The sequence below is a fragment of the Leifsonia sp. fls2-241-R2A-40a genome, assembly GCF_030209575.1.
Lineage (GTDB): Bacteria > Actinomycetota > Actinomycetes > Actinomycetales > Microbacteriaceae > Leifsonia.
This window is the reverse complement of sequence record NZ_JARVRS010000001.1, coordinates 1,296,795-1,312,880: the sequence shown is the minus strand read 5'-3', so window position 1 is coordinate 1,312,880 and position 16,086 is coordinate 1,296,795. Positions and strand designations below refer to the sequence as shown.

Below are 16,086 nucleotides of genomic sequence, written 5' to 3'. Positions count from 1 at the left end.
CCGGCCGTGGAGCGGTGACTAGGGTGTGCCGCATGGACGTCCTCGACTGGCTGCTCGACTCCGATCCGGCGATCCGTTGGCAGGTTCTGCAGGACCTCATGGGGGCGGGCGCCGAGGATGTCGCGGCCGAACGCGCCCGTGTGGCGCGCGAGGGCTGGGGTGCGACCTTCCTGAGCGAGCAGGCGGAGGACGGACTGTGGGACGGCGGAACGTACCGTCCGGGATGGATCCCTCCGGAACGCGACGGCTTCGACGCATGGAGCGGAACGCACTTCAGCCTGCAGCAGCTGGTCGATTTCGGGCTCGACCCGGCGAGTCCGGAGGCACGGCGTGCGATCGAGCGGGTCCGCGAAAATGTTCGCTGGGAGCACGCCGGCGAGCCGTACTTCGACGGTGAGACCGAGCCGTGCATCAACGGGGTCGCCCTGACGATCGCCGTGTACTTCGGTCAGAACGGCGACCGGATCGCGGAAACGCTCGTCGATTCGCGGCTCGACGACGGCGGGTGGAACTGCTGGGCCGAGTACGGAGCGAAGGTGTCGTCGTTCCACTCCACCATCTGCTCGGTGGAGGGACTCAGCGCCTGGTTGCGCGCCGGCGGCGACGACCCGCGCGCGGCGGAGACGCTCACCCGGGGCGAGGAGTACCTCCTCGAACGCTCGCTCTATCGCCGCCGCTCGGACGGCACCATCCCGGACCCGCGCATGACGATGCTCTCGTATCCCGTCCGGTGGTACCACGACGCGTTGCGAGGGTTGGAGCACTTCCGGCTGCAGGACCGACGGGATCCCCGCCTGGCCGACGCGGTCGAGCTGGTGCGCGGGAAGGCGGACGCGGACGGTCGCTGGGTGCTCGAGAACATCCACGAAGGCCCGGTCATCGTCGAGTTCGACATGGAGGGGTTCCAGAGCAAGTGGCTCACGCTCCGGGCTCTGCGGGTGCTGCGCTGGTGGGATGCCGCCTGAGCGGACGGCTCAGGGCTTCACCGCCGTCAGGTCGTCCACCGACATCGTCACGGGAGTGTTGGCAACGCCGCCGGACAGGTAACCCGTGATCGCCAGGCCGCCCGGACCCTGCAGAGCGGCCGTGGCGTCCGTCGCCGACCGCTGCCACGCGGACGGTTCGGTCGTCCCGTCGAGCCAGGCCTTCGTCTCGACCAGCGTGGGTGCGGTCCCGGTGGTCCGCACGCGCACGTTCAGGCGGGCGCCGGCCGTATACGTGACCGGCACGACCGTCGAGGCCTGCACGACCACCTCGTTCCCGCCGTTCTGATCGACGCGGACGATCTGGATGGTGACCTTGCCCACCGAGGAGATGATCACCTTCGAGGCATATGCCCCGGCGGTGGGGATCCGACGGCCCTGCACGGTCACGTAGACGTTCCCCGAGGAGGGCAGCTTGTCCAGCCCGAGAGCGAGCCGCAAGTCGATGCCGGTGGCGCTCACTCCCGCCAGCCGGGCCGTTCCGCCCGATCCGGTGGGCAGCTGGATGCGCCCGGCACCGCCTGAGACCGAGTAGAGGGAGGAGCTGCCGGCCAGCGTCCACGCCCCTCCGGTCGGCGCGCTGCCCCAGCCGCTGGTCACGGACCGCTCGAACGGGTCCGCTGCGAGCGTGTCGGTGGGCGGGGGCGGCGCTGTCACGCTCAGGATGCGCGTCGCAGTCGAGGTGGCGCCGGCGTCGTCGGTCACCGTCAGCCGTGCGGTGTAGGTTCCTGCCGCTGCGTAGGTGTGGGTGACCGTGCCGCCGGTCCCGGAGGCGCCGTCACCGAAGTCCCAGGCGAACGTGGCGATGGTGCCGTCGGGATCGCTCGACCCGGTCCCGTCGAACGAGCAGCCCAGATCGGTGCACGACGAGGCGAAGACGGCGTTCGGCGGCTGGTTGCCTGCCGCGGGAGGGCCGATCACGAAGCCGTCGTTGAATGTGGCGCCCGCGGCCCGGGCGAAGGATGCGGTCAGCTGGGTCGCGTTCGCGGTCACGTCGAGGGAGCCGTAGAGGGGCGCGCCGCTGTTGCCGTACGCGCTGGCGAAGTACGGTGCTTCGGCGTCGTCGGGGACGATGTCGTAATTGCCGTTGCCGCCGGTGCCGACCGTCGCGAAGACGGTGCCGGCGCCCTTCACCAGGGTGCTGTCGGAGTCGGCGACGCACCCCGCGGTGAAGGTGCCGGGCGTGATGCTCGGGCAATTCGGACCGATCGCCAGCTGCTTGGTGCGCTGGTAGAGGTGCTCGTGTCCGGTGAGCACGAGGTCGACCTTCTTCGACACCAGCAGGTTCATGATGTCCGGGCCGGCTTCGCAGGCGTACTTGCCCATGGTGAGGCAGGGCTTGTGCATCCCGACGACGACCCACGGGGTGCCGGCGGCGCGTGCGCCGTCGATGGCCGCCTGCGTCCAGTTGTAGTGGGAGGTACCGGTCGCGTACGTCCAGGTGCCGTCGGCGTACGGCAGTCCGGGGGAGATCATTATGAAGCGGACGAGCGGGGACCCCTGGGGCACGTCGACGTAGTACTCGCGTCCGTAGGTGCCGACGGCCCCGGGAAGCTGGTTGGGGAGGCAGGCGGAGAAGTCGTTGATGTTGCCGTTCTGGCCGCTGCTCTCGTGGTTTCCGGAGACCAGCTCGAACGGGAAGCCCGCCCCGACATTCTGGGTGACCATGTCGCAGAAGGCCTGCTCCTGGCCGGTCGCTGCGTACGACATGTCGCCGAGCGCCAGGTTCAGGTCGGGCGCGAGCGTCTTGACGCCGGCCAGCACGGCCTGCGCCGGTGCCGCCATCGCGTAGTCGCCGGCCGCGGTGAAATGCACGGCGGTTGCCCCCGGTGCGATTCCTTGCACGCTCTGCGGGACGCCGAGCGTCAGGGCGAGGACGGCGGCGGTGAGTCCGGCCGCCGCGAGGACTCGATGCTTTGCCATCGCGGACACTCCTCGGCCCGTTCTGGCTCGGGCCTTCGGGCACAGGGTAGCGCTGGACGCCCGTCCTGGAAAGTAGAAGTCGAGGTCTCCTCAGGAACGCTCGACGGCGTAATGGAGGGCGACCGTGCCGCCCGCGAAGCGTCGTGCCTCCTGCAGGTCGAGCCGGAGGAACCGGTCCTTCGGCAGGGCCGGAGTGCCGCCGCCGACCGCCACCGGGACCAGGATGAGGAGCACCTCGTCCACGAGGCCGGCGGCGAAAGCGCGCGCGGCGAGGGTCGGACCGCCGACGGACACCCGACCAGGGGCGTCGACGACGAGCCGGCGCACCGTCTCCGGATCGAACCGGGGCTCGAGCCGCGTGCGGGGTGTGGTGACCTCGCCCAGCGTCGACGAGTACACCACCTTGTCCGCGCTCTGCCAGACCTGCGCGTAGTCCGCGGTCACCGGGTCGTCGCCCGCGCCGGGGAGGTCCTGCCAGACCTTCATGGTCTCGTACATGCGCCGGCCGTAGAGATAGGTTCCGACATCCCGTTCGAGGTCGTTGACGAAGGAGTGCACCTCGGGGTCAGGGCGCGCCCAGTCGAACGAGCCGGAGGAGTCCACGGTGTAGCCGTCGACCGAGGCGATGGCGGAGAAGATGAGCCGTCCCATGAACCGGACTCTAGAGCGACGGGCGCCCGGCGGCCAGACAGCTCAGCCGAGTTGCGGCAGCAGCGCCCGCAGGGCGTGCAGCTCGTCGTCGAAGATCCACGGAACGGAGACGTCGAGCACGAGCCCGATGCCGAGCACCAGTGCGGCCGCTCCGGCGGCCAGGGCGATCAGCGTCACCAGCAGCTGCAGATAGGCGTTGCCGGTGACGGCGGCGAGCAACCCCCGCGCTCGCCGCCGCACCGGGACCGATGCCGTACCGAGTGTCGGTGCGCTTCGCAGTCCGTGGCCCAGTGTCGTCATCGGTCTCCCCCTTCGCGTCGAGGTCCCGAGCCGCAAGCTCGGGTCGACACCATCGAGTCAACCGTCCCGGTCGCGAGGAAGCATCGACCGGAGGTAGCGAGCAGGTCATCCCACGGGATGATCCGTGCAGCCGGTCAAGGCGTGCCGACCGTGCACCCGCAGCCGTAGGCGGCCTCCGGGATGCGGTGCTCCGCCCCGTCGAGCCGGCTCGCCAGGAGGGCACGACGGCGCTCGAGGGAGGCGATCGCCGCATCCAGCTCGGCCAGGCCGTCGCGGTAGGCGTCGCGGGAGGCCGGGCACTCGTCGCTGTGGGCGTGACCGGAGCCGAGGCACTCGATGAAGGGACGGGCCTTGCCCGGCGGGATGCCGGTGGCGGCGAGTTCGCGGATCTCGAGCACGGCGCGGAGGTGCTCGTCGCCGTACTCGCGGTACCCGTTGGAGAGCCGCAGGGGTGCCACGAGCCCGAGTCGTTCGTAGTAGCGCACCGCCTTCACGGTGACACCGGCCTGTTCGGCGAGTTCGCTGATCCTCATGTCGTCCTCCGCGGCCAGCGTAGACCGTGACCCGTGGGTCAGGGTCCACTTCGCTCAGGTCGTGCGTCCCGCCGCCGCGATGATCGCGTGCAGGCTCGCGCGGAGGTCCTCCAGCTGCGAGACGGGGAGCCCCAGCTGCTCGACGATCCGCGCGGGGATCTTCTCGGCCTCGGCCCGCAGCGCGCGTCCCGATGCGGTCAGCCGCACTTCGAGCGCCCGCTCGTCCGTCGCACTGCGCCGTCTCTCGATGTAGCCGGTCGCCTCCAGCCGCTTCAGCAGCGGCGACAGGGTCGCCGGCTCCAGGGCCAGCGTCTCGCTCAGATCCTTCACCGATCGCGGCTCCCGCTCCCACAGCGCGAGCATCACGAGGTACTGGGGATGCGTCAGCGACAGCGGCTCGAGCACCGGCCGGTAGAGCGCGATGACACTGCGCGCCGCGACGGCGAGTCCGAAGCACACCTGGTTCTCGAGAGCGAGGAGATCGTCGGACATCCTGCCATCGTAGGGCGGCGCCTCAGTAGTCATCGGTGCGCCGCTCGATCCGCTCGCCGGTCAGCGGATCGATGCCGTCGCGGCGGACCGTGGTGCGTGGTCGGCGCCGCAGGGCGAACGCCAGCGAGATGGCGAACACCACGAGCCCCGCCCCCATCAGGATGTAACCGGTCGTCTTCAGGTCGATCCAGCTCACCTCGACCTGCAGCGCGAACGCCAGGATGAGCCCGACCACGAAGATGAAGATGCCGCTTCCGATGCCCATACGCCACGCTCCTTCACGTTCGCGCTCAAGCTACTCCGGAGCCGCCCGGAGCGCAGCACTTCGCGCGCATTGCCCGCGCCCTTCCTGCTACTCGGCGCGCGAGAACGCGGAGGCGCGCGCCACCTGCTCCGGCGTCAGGCGAACGCCGGTGTACCGCTCGAACTGGCGGGCGGCCTGCAGGGCGATCACCTCGGCGCCGGTGATGACCGCGGTGTCCGCGGCCCGAGCGGCGACGATCAGCGGCGTCTCCGACGGGAAGGCCACCACATCGAAGACCGTGGTGGCACGCTCGATGTACGGCTGCTCGAAGGCGAGGACGTCCTCCGCATCGCCGCGCATCCCGAGCGGGGTGACGTTGACGATGACGTCGAAGTCGGGTTCCGGGTCGTGCGCGACCCACTGGTAGTCGTACCGCTCGGCGAGGGCCGGGCCGGCTTCCGCGTTGCGCGCGAGCACGGTGAGGTCGTCGAAGCCCGCGCCGCGGAACGCCGCGACGACCGCCTTGGCCATTCCGCCGGAGCCGCGCAGCAGCACGCGCTGGGCGGGATCGACCTCGTGCTCGGCGAGCAGCTGGGCGACGGCTTCGTAATCCGTGTTGGATGCAGTGAGCAGGCCGTCCTCGTTGACGACGGTGTTCACGGACTCGATCGCGACGGCCGACGGCTCCAGGTTGTCGACCAGGGGGATGATCGCCTCCTTGAAGGGCATGGAGACGGAGCACCCGCGGATGCCGAGCGCCCGGATGCCGCGTACCGCGCCCTCCAGGTCGTCGGTCGTGAACGCCTTATAGACGAAGTTCAGTCCCAGCTCGTCGTAGAGGAAGTTGTGGAACCGCGTGCCGATGTTGCTCGGTCGACCGGCGAGGGAGATGCAGACCTGCATGTCCTTGTTCAGGATGGGCATGCCCTCCATCATCGCAGCCGGCGCCGATGTGACGAAGTTGTAACCCACTCCGGGGTCGACTCTTGCGTTCACAGCTTGACTCCAACAGCGCGATCATTCACTCTTATCGCTATGACCGCCACTCCGGGGCTGATTCCTCGTGGCGCACGCAATCCGGGGTCGCAGGGCGCACTGAGGCACTTGAACCAGGAGCGACTCGTCGAGTTCCTCCTGGCCAATGGACCGTCCACCCAGGCTGAGCTGGCGCGCGGGACCGGCCTGTCCACCGCCACCGTGTCCAACATCGTCCGTGACATGGCGACGAAGGGTGTCGTCGCGACGTCTCCCGTCACCTCGAGCGGCCGGCGCGCCCTCCTCGTGCAGCTCACCGACACTGGGGACATCGCGGTCGGCGTCGACTTCGGTCGCCGCCACGTGCGGATCGTGCTGTCGACCCTCGGCTACCACGTCATCGCCGAGGAGCAGGTCGCACTGGAGCCCGGCTACGACGTGCTCGGCGCGGTGGGGGAGGCCGCGGCGCTGCTGGACAGGATGCTGGCGCAGGGCGGCCACGACCGGGAGTCGGTGCTCGCCGTCGGCGTCGGCATCCCCGGTCCGATCGACCGTCGCACGGGCACGGTGCTGCAGGGCGCGATCCTTCCCGAATGGGTCGGGATCACGCGGCGCGAACTGGAGGACGTGTTCGGCTTCCCCGTCGTCGTCGACAACGATGCGAACCTCGGGGCGCTCGCCGAGGTGACCTGGGGCGAGAACCGCGGCGAGCGGAACCTCATCTTCGTCAAGATCGGCACCGGGATCGGCGCGGGCCTCATCCTGAACGGCCTGCCGTACTACGGGTTCCTCGGGATCACCGGCGAGCTGGGGCACACACCGGTCGCCGAGCACGGCGTCATCTGCCGCTGCGGAAACCGCGGATGCCTCGAGACTGTCGCCTCGACCAGCGTGATGCTGGAGTCGCTCGGGAGGGGGAGCGGGACGCGTACCGCGGGCGACATCCTGCGCCGTGGGCTGGAGAAGGATCCCGCCGTGCTGCGCGTGGTGAGCGACGCCGGAACGGCCGTCGGGCAGGCGATCGGCAACATCGCCAACGTCATCAACCCGGAGCTCGTACTGATCGGAGGCCCGCTGGTCGGCCTCGGCGACGCGCTGCTCGACCCGATCCGGCACGGGATCCAGCACAACGCCATCCCGATCATCGCCGACACCACGACGGTACGGGTGTCGTCTCTGGGCGACAGGGCCGAGTCGCTGGGCGCTGCGGCGATCGTCATCCAAGGCGCACTCGCCGGGAACGAGTGAGAAACCCTCATCCGTTATCGCATCGTTGTCTTCACTATTTGACGACAAGCGCGAACATAGCGTTTACTACTTAGGCACATCCATTCCCGAGCACCGCAAGGAGCGACGATGCCGTCGAACGCAGTCATCCTGGAGATGCGCGCGATCACCAAGGAGTTCCCTGGGGTCAAGGCGCTCGAGGATGTCTCCCTCACCGTGCACGCTGACGAGATCCACGCGATCTGCGGCGAGAACGGCGCGGGGAAGTCCACCCTGATGAAGGTCCTGTCCGGCGTCTACCCGTACGGCACCTACTCCGGCGACATCGTCTACCAAGGCGAGGTCATGCGCTTCAAGGACATCAAGTCCAGCGAGCAGCAGGGCATCGTAATCATCCACCAGGAGCTCGCGCTCATCCCCGAGCTCTCGATCACCGAGAACATCTTCCTCGGCAACGAGCCCGCGCGCGGCGGAGTCATCGACTGGCAGGCCGCCAAGACCCGTGCCGTCGAACTGCTCGCGCGCGTCGGCCTCACCGACAACCCCGACACCCAGATCAAGAACATCGGTGTCGGCAAGCAGCAGCTGGTCGAGATCGCCAAGGCGCTCAACAAGAACGTCAAGCTCCTCATCCTCGACGAGCCGACCGCAGCGCTCAACGAAGCCGAGTCGCAGCACCTCCTCGATCTGATCCTGGGATTGAAGGGTCGTGGGATCAGCTCCATCATCATCAGCCACAAGCTCAACGAGATCGAGCAGGTGGCCGACGAGATCACCATCATCCGCGACGGCCGCGCCATCGAGACGCTCAACGTGAAGGCGGACGGCGTCGACGAGGACCGCATCATCCGCGGCATGGTCGGCCGCACGCTCGAGAGCCGCTTCCCCGAGCGCACCCCGAATATCGGCGAGAAGTTCTTCGAGGTGAAGGACTGGATCGTCCAGCACCCCCAGATCTCCGATCGCCTGGTCGTCAAGAACTCCAGCTTCTACGTCCGCCGAGGCGAGATCGTCGGCTTCGCCGGCCTCATGGGCGCCGGCCGGACCGAGCTCGCGATGAGCGTCTTCGGCCACTCCTACGGCAACTGGGTGTCGGGCGAGATCTACAAGGACGGCAAGGAGATCCAGGTCCGCAACGTCTCCGAGGCGATCGAGAACGGCATGGCCTACGTCAGCGAGGACCGCAAGGTGCTCGGTCTCAACCTCCTCGACGACATCAAGCAGTCCGTCGTCGCGGCGAAGCTCAAGAAGATCGCCAAGCGCGGCGTGGTCGACGACCTGCAGGAGTACGCGGTCGCCGACGAGTACCGCAAGCTCCTGCGCATCCGCACTCCCGACGTTGACCGCGGCGTCTCCACCCTCTCCGGTGGGAACCAGCAGAAGGTCGTCCTGGCCAAGTGGATGTTCACCGATCCGGACATCCTCATCCTGGACGAGCCCACGCGCGGCATCGACGTCGGCGCCAAGTTCGAGATCTACGGGATCATCCAGCAGCTCGCCGCACAGGGCAAGGGCGTCATCGTCATCTCGTCCGAACTGCCGGAACTGCTCGGCATCTCCGACCGCATCTACACGATCTTCGAGGGTCAGATCACCAACGAGCTCCCCATTGCGGAAGCGACCCCCGAGACTCTCCTGAAAAGCATGACTTCCGCCAAGAAGAGGGTGACTCGATAACCATGACCACACAGACCGCTGAGAAGAAGAAGTCCGGAGGCATCCGCGACCTCGGCATGATGTTCGGTGGGGGGCAGTCGACCGGCCGCCAGTTCGGCATCCTGGGCGCCCTCGTCGTCATCATCGTCCTGTTCGAGATCCTCACCGGAGGCAAGACCCTCGAGCCGGTGAACCTGATCAACCTGGTCAATCAGAACGTCTACGTCCTGATCCTGGCCATCGGCATGGTCATGGTGATCATCGCGGGGCACATCGACCTGTCGGTCGGCTCGGTCGCCGCCCTCGTCGGCATCATCGTCGCCAAGTCGATGACCGACTGGAACGTCCCGTGGCCGCTGGCCATCGTGCTCGGCCTGCTCGTCGGCGTCGTGATCGGCGCCTGGCAGGGCTGGTGGGTCGCCTATGTCGGCGTCCCGGCCTTCATCGTGACGCTGGCCGGCATGCTCATCTTCCGAGGCCTCAACCAGCTCATCGGCAACGCGAACACCATCCCGGTGCCGGACGGCTTCACCTACATCGGCGGCGGCTTCCTCCCGGAGTGGGGCCCCAACACCGGCTTCAACAACTCCACCCTGCTCCTCGGCCTGATCATCGCGGTCGTCATCGCCCTGGCCGAGGTCCGCACCCGCCGCAAGCAGGCCAAGATGGGGTCCGAGAAGGCCCCGCTCTGGGTCAGCGTCTTCAAGGTCGTCATCCTCGACGCGGTCGTGGTCTACGCGGCGGTGCTGTTCGGCAGCGGCCGTGTCGGCACGTCCTTCCCGGTTGCCGGTGTCATCCTCGGCGTGCTGATCATCCTCTACTCGTTCATCACCCGGAACACGATCTTCGGTCGTCACATCTACGCCGTCGGTGGCAACTGGCACGCCGCCGAGCTGTCCGGTGTGAAGATCCGCCGCATCAACTTCTTCGTCATGATGAACATGTCGGTCCTCGCCGCGCTGGCCGGGATGATCGCCGTCGCCCGCTCCGTGTCCTCCGGTCCGCAGGACGGTCTGGGCTGGGAGCTGGACGCGATCGCCGCCGTCTTCATCGGTGGCGCCGCAGTCTCCGGCGGTATCGGTACCGTCGCCGGATCGATCATCGGTGGTCTGGTCATCGCCGTCCTGAACAACGGCCTCCAGCTGCTCGGTGTCACCAGCGACAAGGTGCAGATCATCAAGGGCCTGGTCCTGCTGATCGCCGTCGGCATCGACGTCTACTCGAAGCGTCGCGGTGGCCCGTCGTTGATCGGCAGGATGTTCAACCGCGACCGCACGCAGCGCGTCGACGCCGCGGCAGCGGAGCAGCCCGCGGTCCTGCCCACCGGGGACGGCGCCGAAGACACCTCGCGGTCCCTCACCAAGTAACGACTTTCGTTTCCCACCCTGCAACACACCCCAACACACAGAGAAAGTAGATAGCAATGCGCAAAATCGCACTCGCGACAGTGGCCGTCGCAGCTGCCGCCGCGCTCGCCCTGACGGGCTGCTCCGGCGGAAGCCGCAGCGGTTCGGGCGACGGCTCGTCCGCCTCCGGCTTCGACAAGGGAGCCACCATCGGCGTCGCGCTCCCGACCAAGACCTCGGAGAACTGGGTTCTCGCCGGTGGCCTGTTCACCGACGGTCTCAAGGAGGCCGGCTTCAAGGGCGACGTGCAGTACGCCGGTGGCTCGGGCGTCTCCGACCAGCAGTCGCAGATCCAGTCGATGATCACCAACGGTGCGAAGGTCGTCATCATCGGCGCCGTCGACGGTGGCCAGCTCGCCGCGCAGGCCAAGGCCGCGCACGACGCCGGCGCGACCGTCATCGCGTACGACCGCCTCATCCTCAACACCAACGACGTCGACTACTACGTCGCGTACGACAACGAGAAGGTCGGCGAGCTGCAGGGCCAGGCCCTGCTCGACGGCATGGCGAAGAAGTACCCGGGCAAGAAGAACTTCAACATCGAGCTCTTCTCCGGTTCGCCCGACGACGCCAACTCGGCGGTCTTCTTCAACGGCGCCATGAAGGTGCTCGAGCCGAAGATCAAGGACGGCACCCTGAAGGTCGTCTCCGGTCAGACCGAGATCAAGCAGACCTCGACCCAGGGCTGGCTGCCGGCGAACGCGCAGACCCGCATGGACACCCTGCTGGCCGCGAACTACGGTTCGACCGAGCTCGACGGCGTCCTGTCGCCGAACGACACCCTGGCCCGCGCCATCCTCACCTCGGTGAAGGGTGCCGGCAAGCCGACCCCGATCGTCACCGGTCAGGACTCGGAGGCCGAGTCGGTCAAGTCCATCATGGCGGGCGAGCAGTACTCGACCATCAACAAGGACACCCGCAACCTGGTCAAGCAGGCCATCACCATGGTGAAGGACCTGCAGCAGGGCAAGAAGCCCGAGGTCAACGACGACAAGTCGTACGACAACGGCAAGAAGGTCGTTCCGGCATTCCTGCTGAAGCCGGTCATCGTCACCAAGGAGAACGCGGCCGAGGCGTACGCCAACGACCCGACCCTGGAGCCGCTGACCAAGTAACTCCCGTTCGCACCCCCGTGTGAACACGAAAGGGGCCGGAGCGCGATGCGCTCCGGCCCCTTTCCCGATCCGTCCCCCGACGGGATCGGTCCCCCTGGCCGAGCTCGCTCACAGGTTATGGCTGGGAGCGCCCGGCGGGCATCGGTGGCAGCACGGATAAGCGGTCCGTGCGGGCTCGTTGCGGTCCGGACGAGTCCTTGCGGAGCGCTGCGCGGTAGAAGCGGACGAGCTCGGAGGCGGGTGGTCGCTGCGCCGCCATCGTCGCCGTGTCCGTCCGGCGCGCCGCCATGTGGTGCCGCCACGACTCGGCGGCGCAGCGGTGATCCCACGCGACCGCAGCCGCGGCCTCGAGGGTGCGGCACCAGCCGATGAGCTCGCGGCCGTCCGACGTCGGCGCCCACGTGACGACGCGGAACCAGACATCCGGACGGTTGGGGTCGCCGAACGCGAAGCGGCGGATCACGGCGTACGGGGCGCCCAGCGACCCCTGGCGGAGCAGCCACTCGGTGGGCTGCGCATTCGCCACCGGGTGCCAGGATGCGCTCACGGCGTCACGGTATGCGAGGCCGCCGACACCGGACGGACGGCCCCGGATCCGGCGTCAAGTGAAGAGGCGGATGAGCGCCGCGACGACCGCCGCGGCCGGCACGACCACGATGAACGGGACGCGCAGCGCGTACAGGCCTGCGGCGATCGCGAGGGCCGGGAGACGTGCATCCAGCTGCAGGGACTGGCCGACGCCGAACGTCTGCACGCAGATGAGCGCGGCCAGCAGCGCGGCGGTGAGCAGGTCGCTCACGCGCGCGACGGTCGGGTGGTCGAGCGCCTTCGGCGGCACCATCCAGCCGACGGCCTTCAGGCCGAGCACGCAGATGGAGCCGAGGAGGATCACGTGCCAGGTGGTCACGGTTCCACCTCCCGCTCCATCGGCACCGCTTCCGGATGCGGAGGGTCGTCCCGGCGGCCGAACAGGTTGAACACCCCGACGGCGATCGCGACGACCGCTGCGGCGAGCACAGGGAGGCCCGGCGTGAGGAACGGCGTGAGCAGGGTCGCCACGAGGCCGCCCGCGACGGCCACCGCCTGCGTCTGCCGCGCCTTGAGCCGCGGCCAGAGGAGGCCGAGGAAGGCCGCGGCCGCCGCCGCATCCAGCCCGTACGCCTTCACGTCGCCGATGAGGTTGCCGAGCAGGGCGCCCGCGAGGGTCATCAGGTTCCAGCCGACGTAGACCACCAGGCCGGTCACCCAGAATCCGATGCGCTGCGCCCGGGGTTCCGTCTGGGCGGTGGCGACGGCGGTCGACTCGTCGATGGTCAGCTGGGTGGCGGCCGCGCGCTTCCAGAATCCCGGCCCGATGATGCGGGAGAGGCGCAGAGCGTAGAAGGAGTTGCGCACGCCGAGCAGCGCAGCGCTGATGATCGCTGTGCCTCCGGCCGCCGCGCCGCCGGAGGCGAGCACGCCGATCAGCGCGAACTGCGAACCGCCGCTGAACATGACCAGGCTGAGCACGCAGGTCTGCCACACGTCCAGGCCCGATGCCGTCGAGAGGGCGCCGAAGGAGATGCCGTAGACGGCCGTCGCGATTCCGACGGCCCAGCCGGAGCGGGCCGCCGCTCGTTCCTGGCTGGTCCGTTCCTGGCGCATCGCCTCCCGACACTACCTGGTCAGCGGAACAGGCGACCGACGAGGTGTTCGGCGGTGGTGTCCTCCAACGTCCAGGGGAGGAAGATCACGCGATAGATGATCGGAGCGATGACGATGTCGAGGATGTCGTCGGCGGTGACCGTGGTGTCGGGGTACCGATCGAGCAGGAAGCCGGCCTCGATACGACGGTTGCGCAGGCAGTAGGACTGCTGCTCACCGGCGGCGGACGCGCCCCCGCGGAGGAGCGCGGCGTTCACCGGCTTCCGGTAGTGGGCGACAATCTCGTTCGCCCACGAGGTGAGGTCGCGGCGCAGGTCGCCGTTGTCGGGCAGCGGCCGCTCCGGGTCGAGCCGGTACGTCGCGATGTCGTTGATCAACGTGGGGAGGTCGCCCCAGCGCCGGTAGATGCTCGTCGGGTTGACCCCGGCGCGCTCGGCGATCATCGGCACAGTGACCTTGTCCTGGCCCTTCTCCTCGACGAGCTCTTCGACGGCCGTCCGCACATTGTGGATGACCGCAGCGCTGCGCCCGCCCGTGCGCTTCGACGGTGTGGTCGTGGTGTCCATGGGAATAGCTTAAAGCAAATTTTGTTGCTTTATTCCACATCCCCCTCTATAGTCGGCTAAAGCAAGGATATTTGCTTTAAGGAGCGCGTCATGAGCACTGCCGAAGAAACCTTCGCCACCGGGGGCGTCCCCGCCGTCTGCCCGGCCACCGCGACGCGGACCCGCCGTTCGCTCCGCCTCCGGCCGATGGCCGCCTTCACCGGTGTCGCGCTCGCCTTCGTCGCGGTGGCCCTCGCGGTCGGCGCGCCCAGCCCGCTCTTCGTCCTGTACGAGCAGGAGTGGGGGTTCCAGCCGTGGCTGCTGACGGTCGCCTTCGCCATCTACGCGGTCACCCTGCTGATCACGCTCCTCATCGCCGGGTCGCTCTCCGATCACATCGGTCGCCGGCCCGTGCTCATCGGGGCGCTGGCCCTGCAGGTCGTCGCAATGCTCGTCTTCCTGTTCGCGCCCGACATCGGCTGGATCATCGGCGCGCGCTCGGTGCAGGGCGTCGCCACCGGAGCGGCGATGAGCACCTTCACGGCTGCCCTGGTGGAGTTGGCGCCCGAGCGTCACAAGAAGCTCGGCGCGACCATCGGCAGCACCGCGCCCGTCGGCGGCATCGCGATCGGCGCATTCCTGACCGGGCTCGCCGTCCAATTCGTCCCACAGCCGACGACGCTGGTCTTCCTCGCGCTGGCGCTGCTGTTCGTGGCCGGCATCCTGGTGATCGTGGCCTCACCCGAGACGGTCGAGCGCCGCCCCGGCGCAGTGCGGTCGCTGATCCCGCGCCTGGTCGTCCCGCGGGCGGCCCGCAGGGAGTTCGTGGGCGCGATCCCGCTGTTCCTGGCGACGTGGATGCTGGCGGGCCTCTTCATCGGTCTGTCCCCGTCCATCCTGCACGGCGTCTTCCACCTCGACAGTGGACTGCTGAACGGCGCCATCGTGGCCGTTCCGCCCGCCGTCGGCGCGGTCGCCGGCCTGCTGCTGACCCGCGCCCCGGCCCGGCCGACGGTCGTCTGGTCGATGGCGGCCATCCTCCTCGGGGTCGCCGTGGCCGCGGTCGGGATCGCCGGTGCCGTGCTGCCCCTGCTGTTCGCGGGTGCGACGATCGCCGGCGCCGGGTTCGGGGCCGGGTTCTCGGGGATGCTGCGCATCCTCGCCCCGCTCGCCCCGAACGACCAGCGAGCCGAGCTGTTCGCCGGGATCTTCCTGGTGAGCTACCTGGCCTACGGCCTGCCCGCCCTGGTCGCCGGTGAGCTGATCAGCGTCATCGGTCTCCTGCCCACGGCGCTCGGCTATTCGGCGGCGATCGCGATCGCCGCCGTGGTCGCCCTCAGCGTGCAGGCGGTCACGGCACGTCGATGAGCACCTTGCCCACGACGCCCTTCTCGACGGCGTCGTGGGCTGCGGCCGTCTGCTCGAGCGGGAAGCGCGTGAGCGGGAGGCCGTGCTCCTCGCCGACCCGGAGGGCGCCGTCCGCGGCTGCGGCGGATACGGCGCGAACGGCCGCATCCTTCGTCTCGTCGGCGACGGTGTACGTCAGCAGGAACTGCCAGCGGAGGTTCTTCGCCATGCTCGGCCGGACGGGGATGGTGACGGTCTCGGCACCCGGAGCATCGGCGTAGCTCGCGATCGTCGCGTTGCGACCGGTGACCTTGACGTCGAGCTCGACGTTGGCGCTCACGTTCACCTCGACCACGATGTCCACACCGCGCGGGGCCAGTGCCCCGATGGCCGCTGCCGTGTCCGGGTCGGTGTAGTTGACGACGTGGTGAGCGCCTGCAGCGCGGGCCAGCTCCGCCTTCTCGTGGCTGCTGACCGTCGCGATCACGGTGGCGCCCGCCCACACCGCGAGCTGGATGGCCGCGTGGCCGACCGCTCCGGCGCCCCCGGCGACCAGCACCGTCCGGCCCTCGAGAGAGCCGGGCGCTAGCTCCGGCGGGGCGTATTCGTACGAGGTGAGTGCACGGTGCGCGGTCAGCGCCGGGATGCCGAACGACGCCCCCTCGTCGAAGCTCACGTTGTCGGGCAGCCCCACCACGAGCCGCTCGGGGAGGACGACGAGCTGCTGGGCGGTGCCGTCCGGGCGCTGGTAGGCGGCATCCCACACCCAGACGCGGTCGCCGGGACGGAAGGCGGTCACCCCGTCGCCCACCTCGTCCACCACGCCCGCGCCATCCTGGTTCGGCACCTGTGGCCGGGGGAGTTCCGCCGGGCCGCTGCCGCGCCGGGCCTTCCAGTCGGTGGGGTTCACGCCGGAGACGTGGATGCGCACGCGCACCTCACCGGGGCCGGCGTGCGATTCGTCGCGGTCGCCGAGGGTCAGGACGTCGGAGTCGCCGGTGGCGGAGTAGCTCACAGCCTTCATGCCCCCAGCCAACCACGAGCG

General features: G+C 68.9%; 18 protein-coding genes. 6 read left to right on the top strand and 12 right to left on the bottom strand.

The window, feature by feature from the left end; translation table 11 throughout:
• Positions 1-32: 32 nt before the first annotated feature.
• Positions 33-965, top strand: a complete 933-nt coding sequence (locus QRN40_RS06585; protein ID WP_285114733.1) for a hypothetical protein — start codon at positions 33-35, stop codon at positions 963-965.
• A gap of 9 nt (positions 966-974) precedes the next feature.
• Here QRN40_RS06585 and QRN40_RS06580 read toward each other — a convergent pair whose 3' ends face one another.
• The 7 genes from QRN40_RS06580 to QRN40_RS06550 form a co-directional block, all read right to left on the bottom strand.
• The gene (locus tag QRN40_RS06580) at positions 975-2,906 is read right to left on the bottom strand and encodes a PKD domain-containing protein (protein ID WP_285114732.1); all 1,932 of its coding nucleotides are present in this window, start codon (positions 2,904-2,906) and stop codon (positions 975-977) included.
• A gap of 90 nt (positions 2,907-2,996) precedes the next feature.
• Positions 2,997-3,557, bottom strand: coding sequence for a dihydrofolate reductase family protein (locus QRN40_RS06575; RefSeq protein ID WP_285114731.1), 561 nt, complete (start codon positions 3,555-3,557; stop codon positions 2,997-2,999).
• A gap of 42 nt (positions 3,558-3,599) precedes the next feature.
• Positions 3,600-3,857, bottom strand: a complete 258-nt coding sequence (locus tag QRN40_RS06570) for a hypothetical protein (protein WP_285114730.1) — start codon at positions 3,855-3,857, stop codon at positions 3,600-3,602.
• Positions 3,858-3,991: 134 nt separating this feature from the next.
• On the bottom strand, positions 3,992-4,390 hold the full coding sequence (locus tag QRN40_RS06565) for a MerR family transcriptional regulator (protein WP_285114729.1): 399 nt from the start codon (positions 4,388-4,390) through the stop codon (positions 3,992-3,994).
• Between the two features lie 54 nt (positions 4,391-4,444).
• Positions 4,445-4,882 (bottom strand): MarR family winged helix-turn-helix transcriptional regulator, encoded by a 438-nt coding sequence (locus QRN40_RS06560; protein ID WP_285114728.1) that lies wholly within the window; start codon positions 4,880-4,882, stop codon positions 4,445-4,447.
• 22 nt (positions 4,883-4,904) lie between these two features.
• Positions 4,905-5,147 (bottom strand): DUF6458 family protein, encoded by a 243-nt coding sequence (locus QRN40_RS06555; protein ID WP_285114727.1) that lies wholly within the window; start codon positions 5,145-5,147, stop codon positions 4,905-4,907.
• A gap of 87 nt (positions 5,148-5,234) precedes the next feature.
• Positions 5,235-6,050: a shikimate 5-dehydrogenase gene (locus tag QRN40_RS06550; RefSeq protein WP_285117451.1), complete on the bottom strand. Its 816-nt coding sequence runs from the start codon at positions 6,048-6,050 to the stop codon at positions 5,235-5,237.
• Positions 6,051-6,161: 111 nt separating this feature from the next.
• Here QRN40_RS06550 and QRN40_RS06545 point away from each other — a divergent pair, with 111 nt between their 5' ends.
• From QRN40_RS06545 to QRN40_RS06530, 4 genes are all read left to right on the top strand, one after another.
• Positions 6,162-7,349: an ROK family transcriptional regulator gene (locus QRN40_RS06545; RefSeq protein ID WP_285114726.1), complete on the top strand. Its 1,188-nt coding sequence runs from the start codon at positions 6,162-6,164 to the stop codon at positions 7,347-7,349.
• A 108-nt stretch (positions 7,350-7,457) separates the two neighbouring features.
• A complete protein-coding gene (gene mmsA / locus QRN40_RS06540; protein WP_285114725.1) occupies positions 7,458-9,005 on the top strand; it encodes a multiple monosaccharide ABC transporter ATP-binding protein in 1,548 nt (515 codons plus the stop codon).
• A gap of 2 nt (positions 9,006-9,007) precedes the next feature.
• A complete protein-coding gene (gene mmsB, locus QRN40_RS06535; RefSeq protein WP_285114724.1) occupies positions 9,008-10,351 on the top strand; it encodes a multiple monosaccharide ABC transporter permease in 1,344 nt (447 codons plus the stop codon).
• A 56-nt stretch (positions 10,352-10,407) separates the two neighbouring features.
• Positions 10,408-11,505: a substrate-binding domain-containing protein gene (locus tag QRN40_RS06530; RefSeq protein WP_285114723.1), complete on the top strand. Its 1,098-nt coding sequence runs from the start codon at positions 10,408-10,410 to the stop codon at positions 11,503-11,505.
• A gap of 115 nt (positions 11,506-11,620) precedes the next feature.
• Here the strand turns inward: QRN40_RS06530 and QRN40_RS06525 are convergent, their stop codons facing one another.
• Genes QRN40_RS06525 through QRN40_RS06510 form a run of 4 tightly spaced genes read right to left on the bottom strand, consistent with a single transcriptional unit; the run spans position 11,621 to position 13,715 of the window.
• Positions 11,621-12,052 (bottom strand): hypothetical protein, encoded by a 432-nt coding sequence (locus QRN40_RS06525; protein WP_285114722.1) that lies wholly within the window; start codon positions 12,050-12,052, stop codon positions 11,621-11,623.
• A gap of 54 nt (positions 12,053-12,106) precedes the next feature.
• Positions 12,107-12,412 (bottom strand): AzlD domain-containing protein, encoded by a 306-nt coding sequence (locus QRN40_RS06520; protein ID WP_285114721.1) that lies wholly within the window; start codon positions 12,410-12,412, stop codon positions 12,107-12,109.
• Entirely contained in the window at positions 12,409-13,149 is a 741-nt protein-coding gene (locus QRN40_RS06515) for an AzlC family ABC transporter permease (RefSeq protein WP_285114720.1), read from the bottom strand. The genes QRN40_RS06520 and QRN40_RS06515 overlap by 4 nt, the downstream gene beginning before the upstream one ends.
• 20 nt (positions 13,150-13,169) lie before the next feature.
• Positions 13,170-13,715, bottom strand: coding sequence for a TetR/AcrR family transcriptional regulator (locus QRN40_RS06510; protein WP_285114719.1), 546 nt, complete (start codon positions 13,713-13,715; stop codon positions 13,170-13,172).
• Positions 13,716-13,805: 90 nt separating this feature from the next.
• Here QRN40_RS06510 and QRN40_RS06505 point away from each other — a divergent pair, with 90 nt between their 5' ends.
• Positions 13,806-15,062, top strand: a complete 1,257-nt coding sequence (locus QRN40_RS06505) for an MFS transporter (RefSeq protein ID WP_285114718.1) — start codon at positions 13,806-13,808, stop codon at positions 15,060-15,062.
• On the opposite strand, the gene QRN40_RS06500 is transcribed toward QRN40_RS06505, so the two are convergent.
• Positions 15,046-16,065, bottom strand: coding sequence for an NADPH:quinone reductase (locus QRN40_RS06500; protein ID WP_285114717.1), 1,020 nt, complete (start codon positions 16,063-16,065; stop codon positions 15,046-15,048). The genes QRN40_RS06505 and QRN40_RS06500 overlap by 17 nt on opposite strands.
• Between the last annotated feature and the right edge of the window lie 21 nt (positions 16,066-16,086).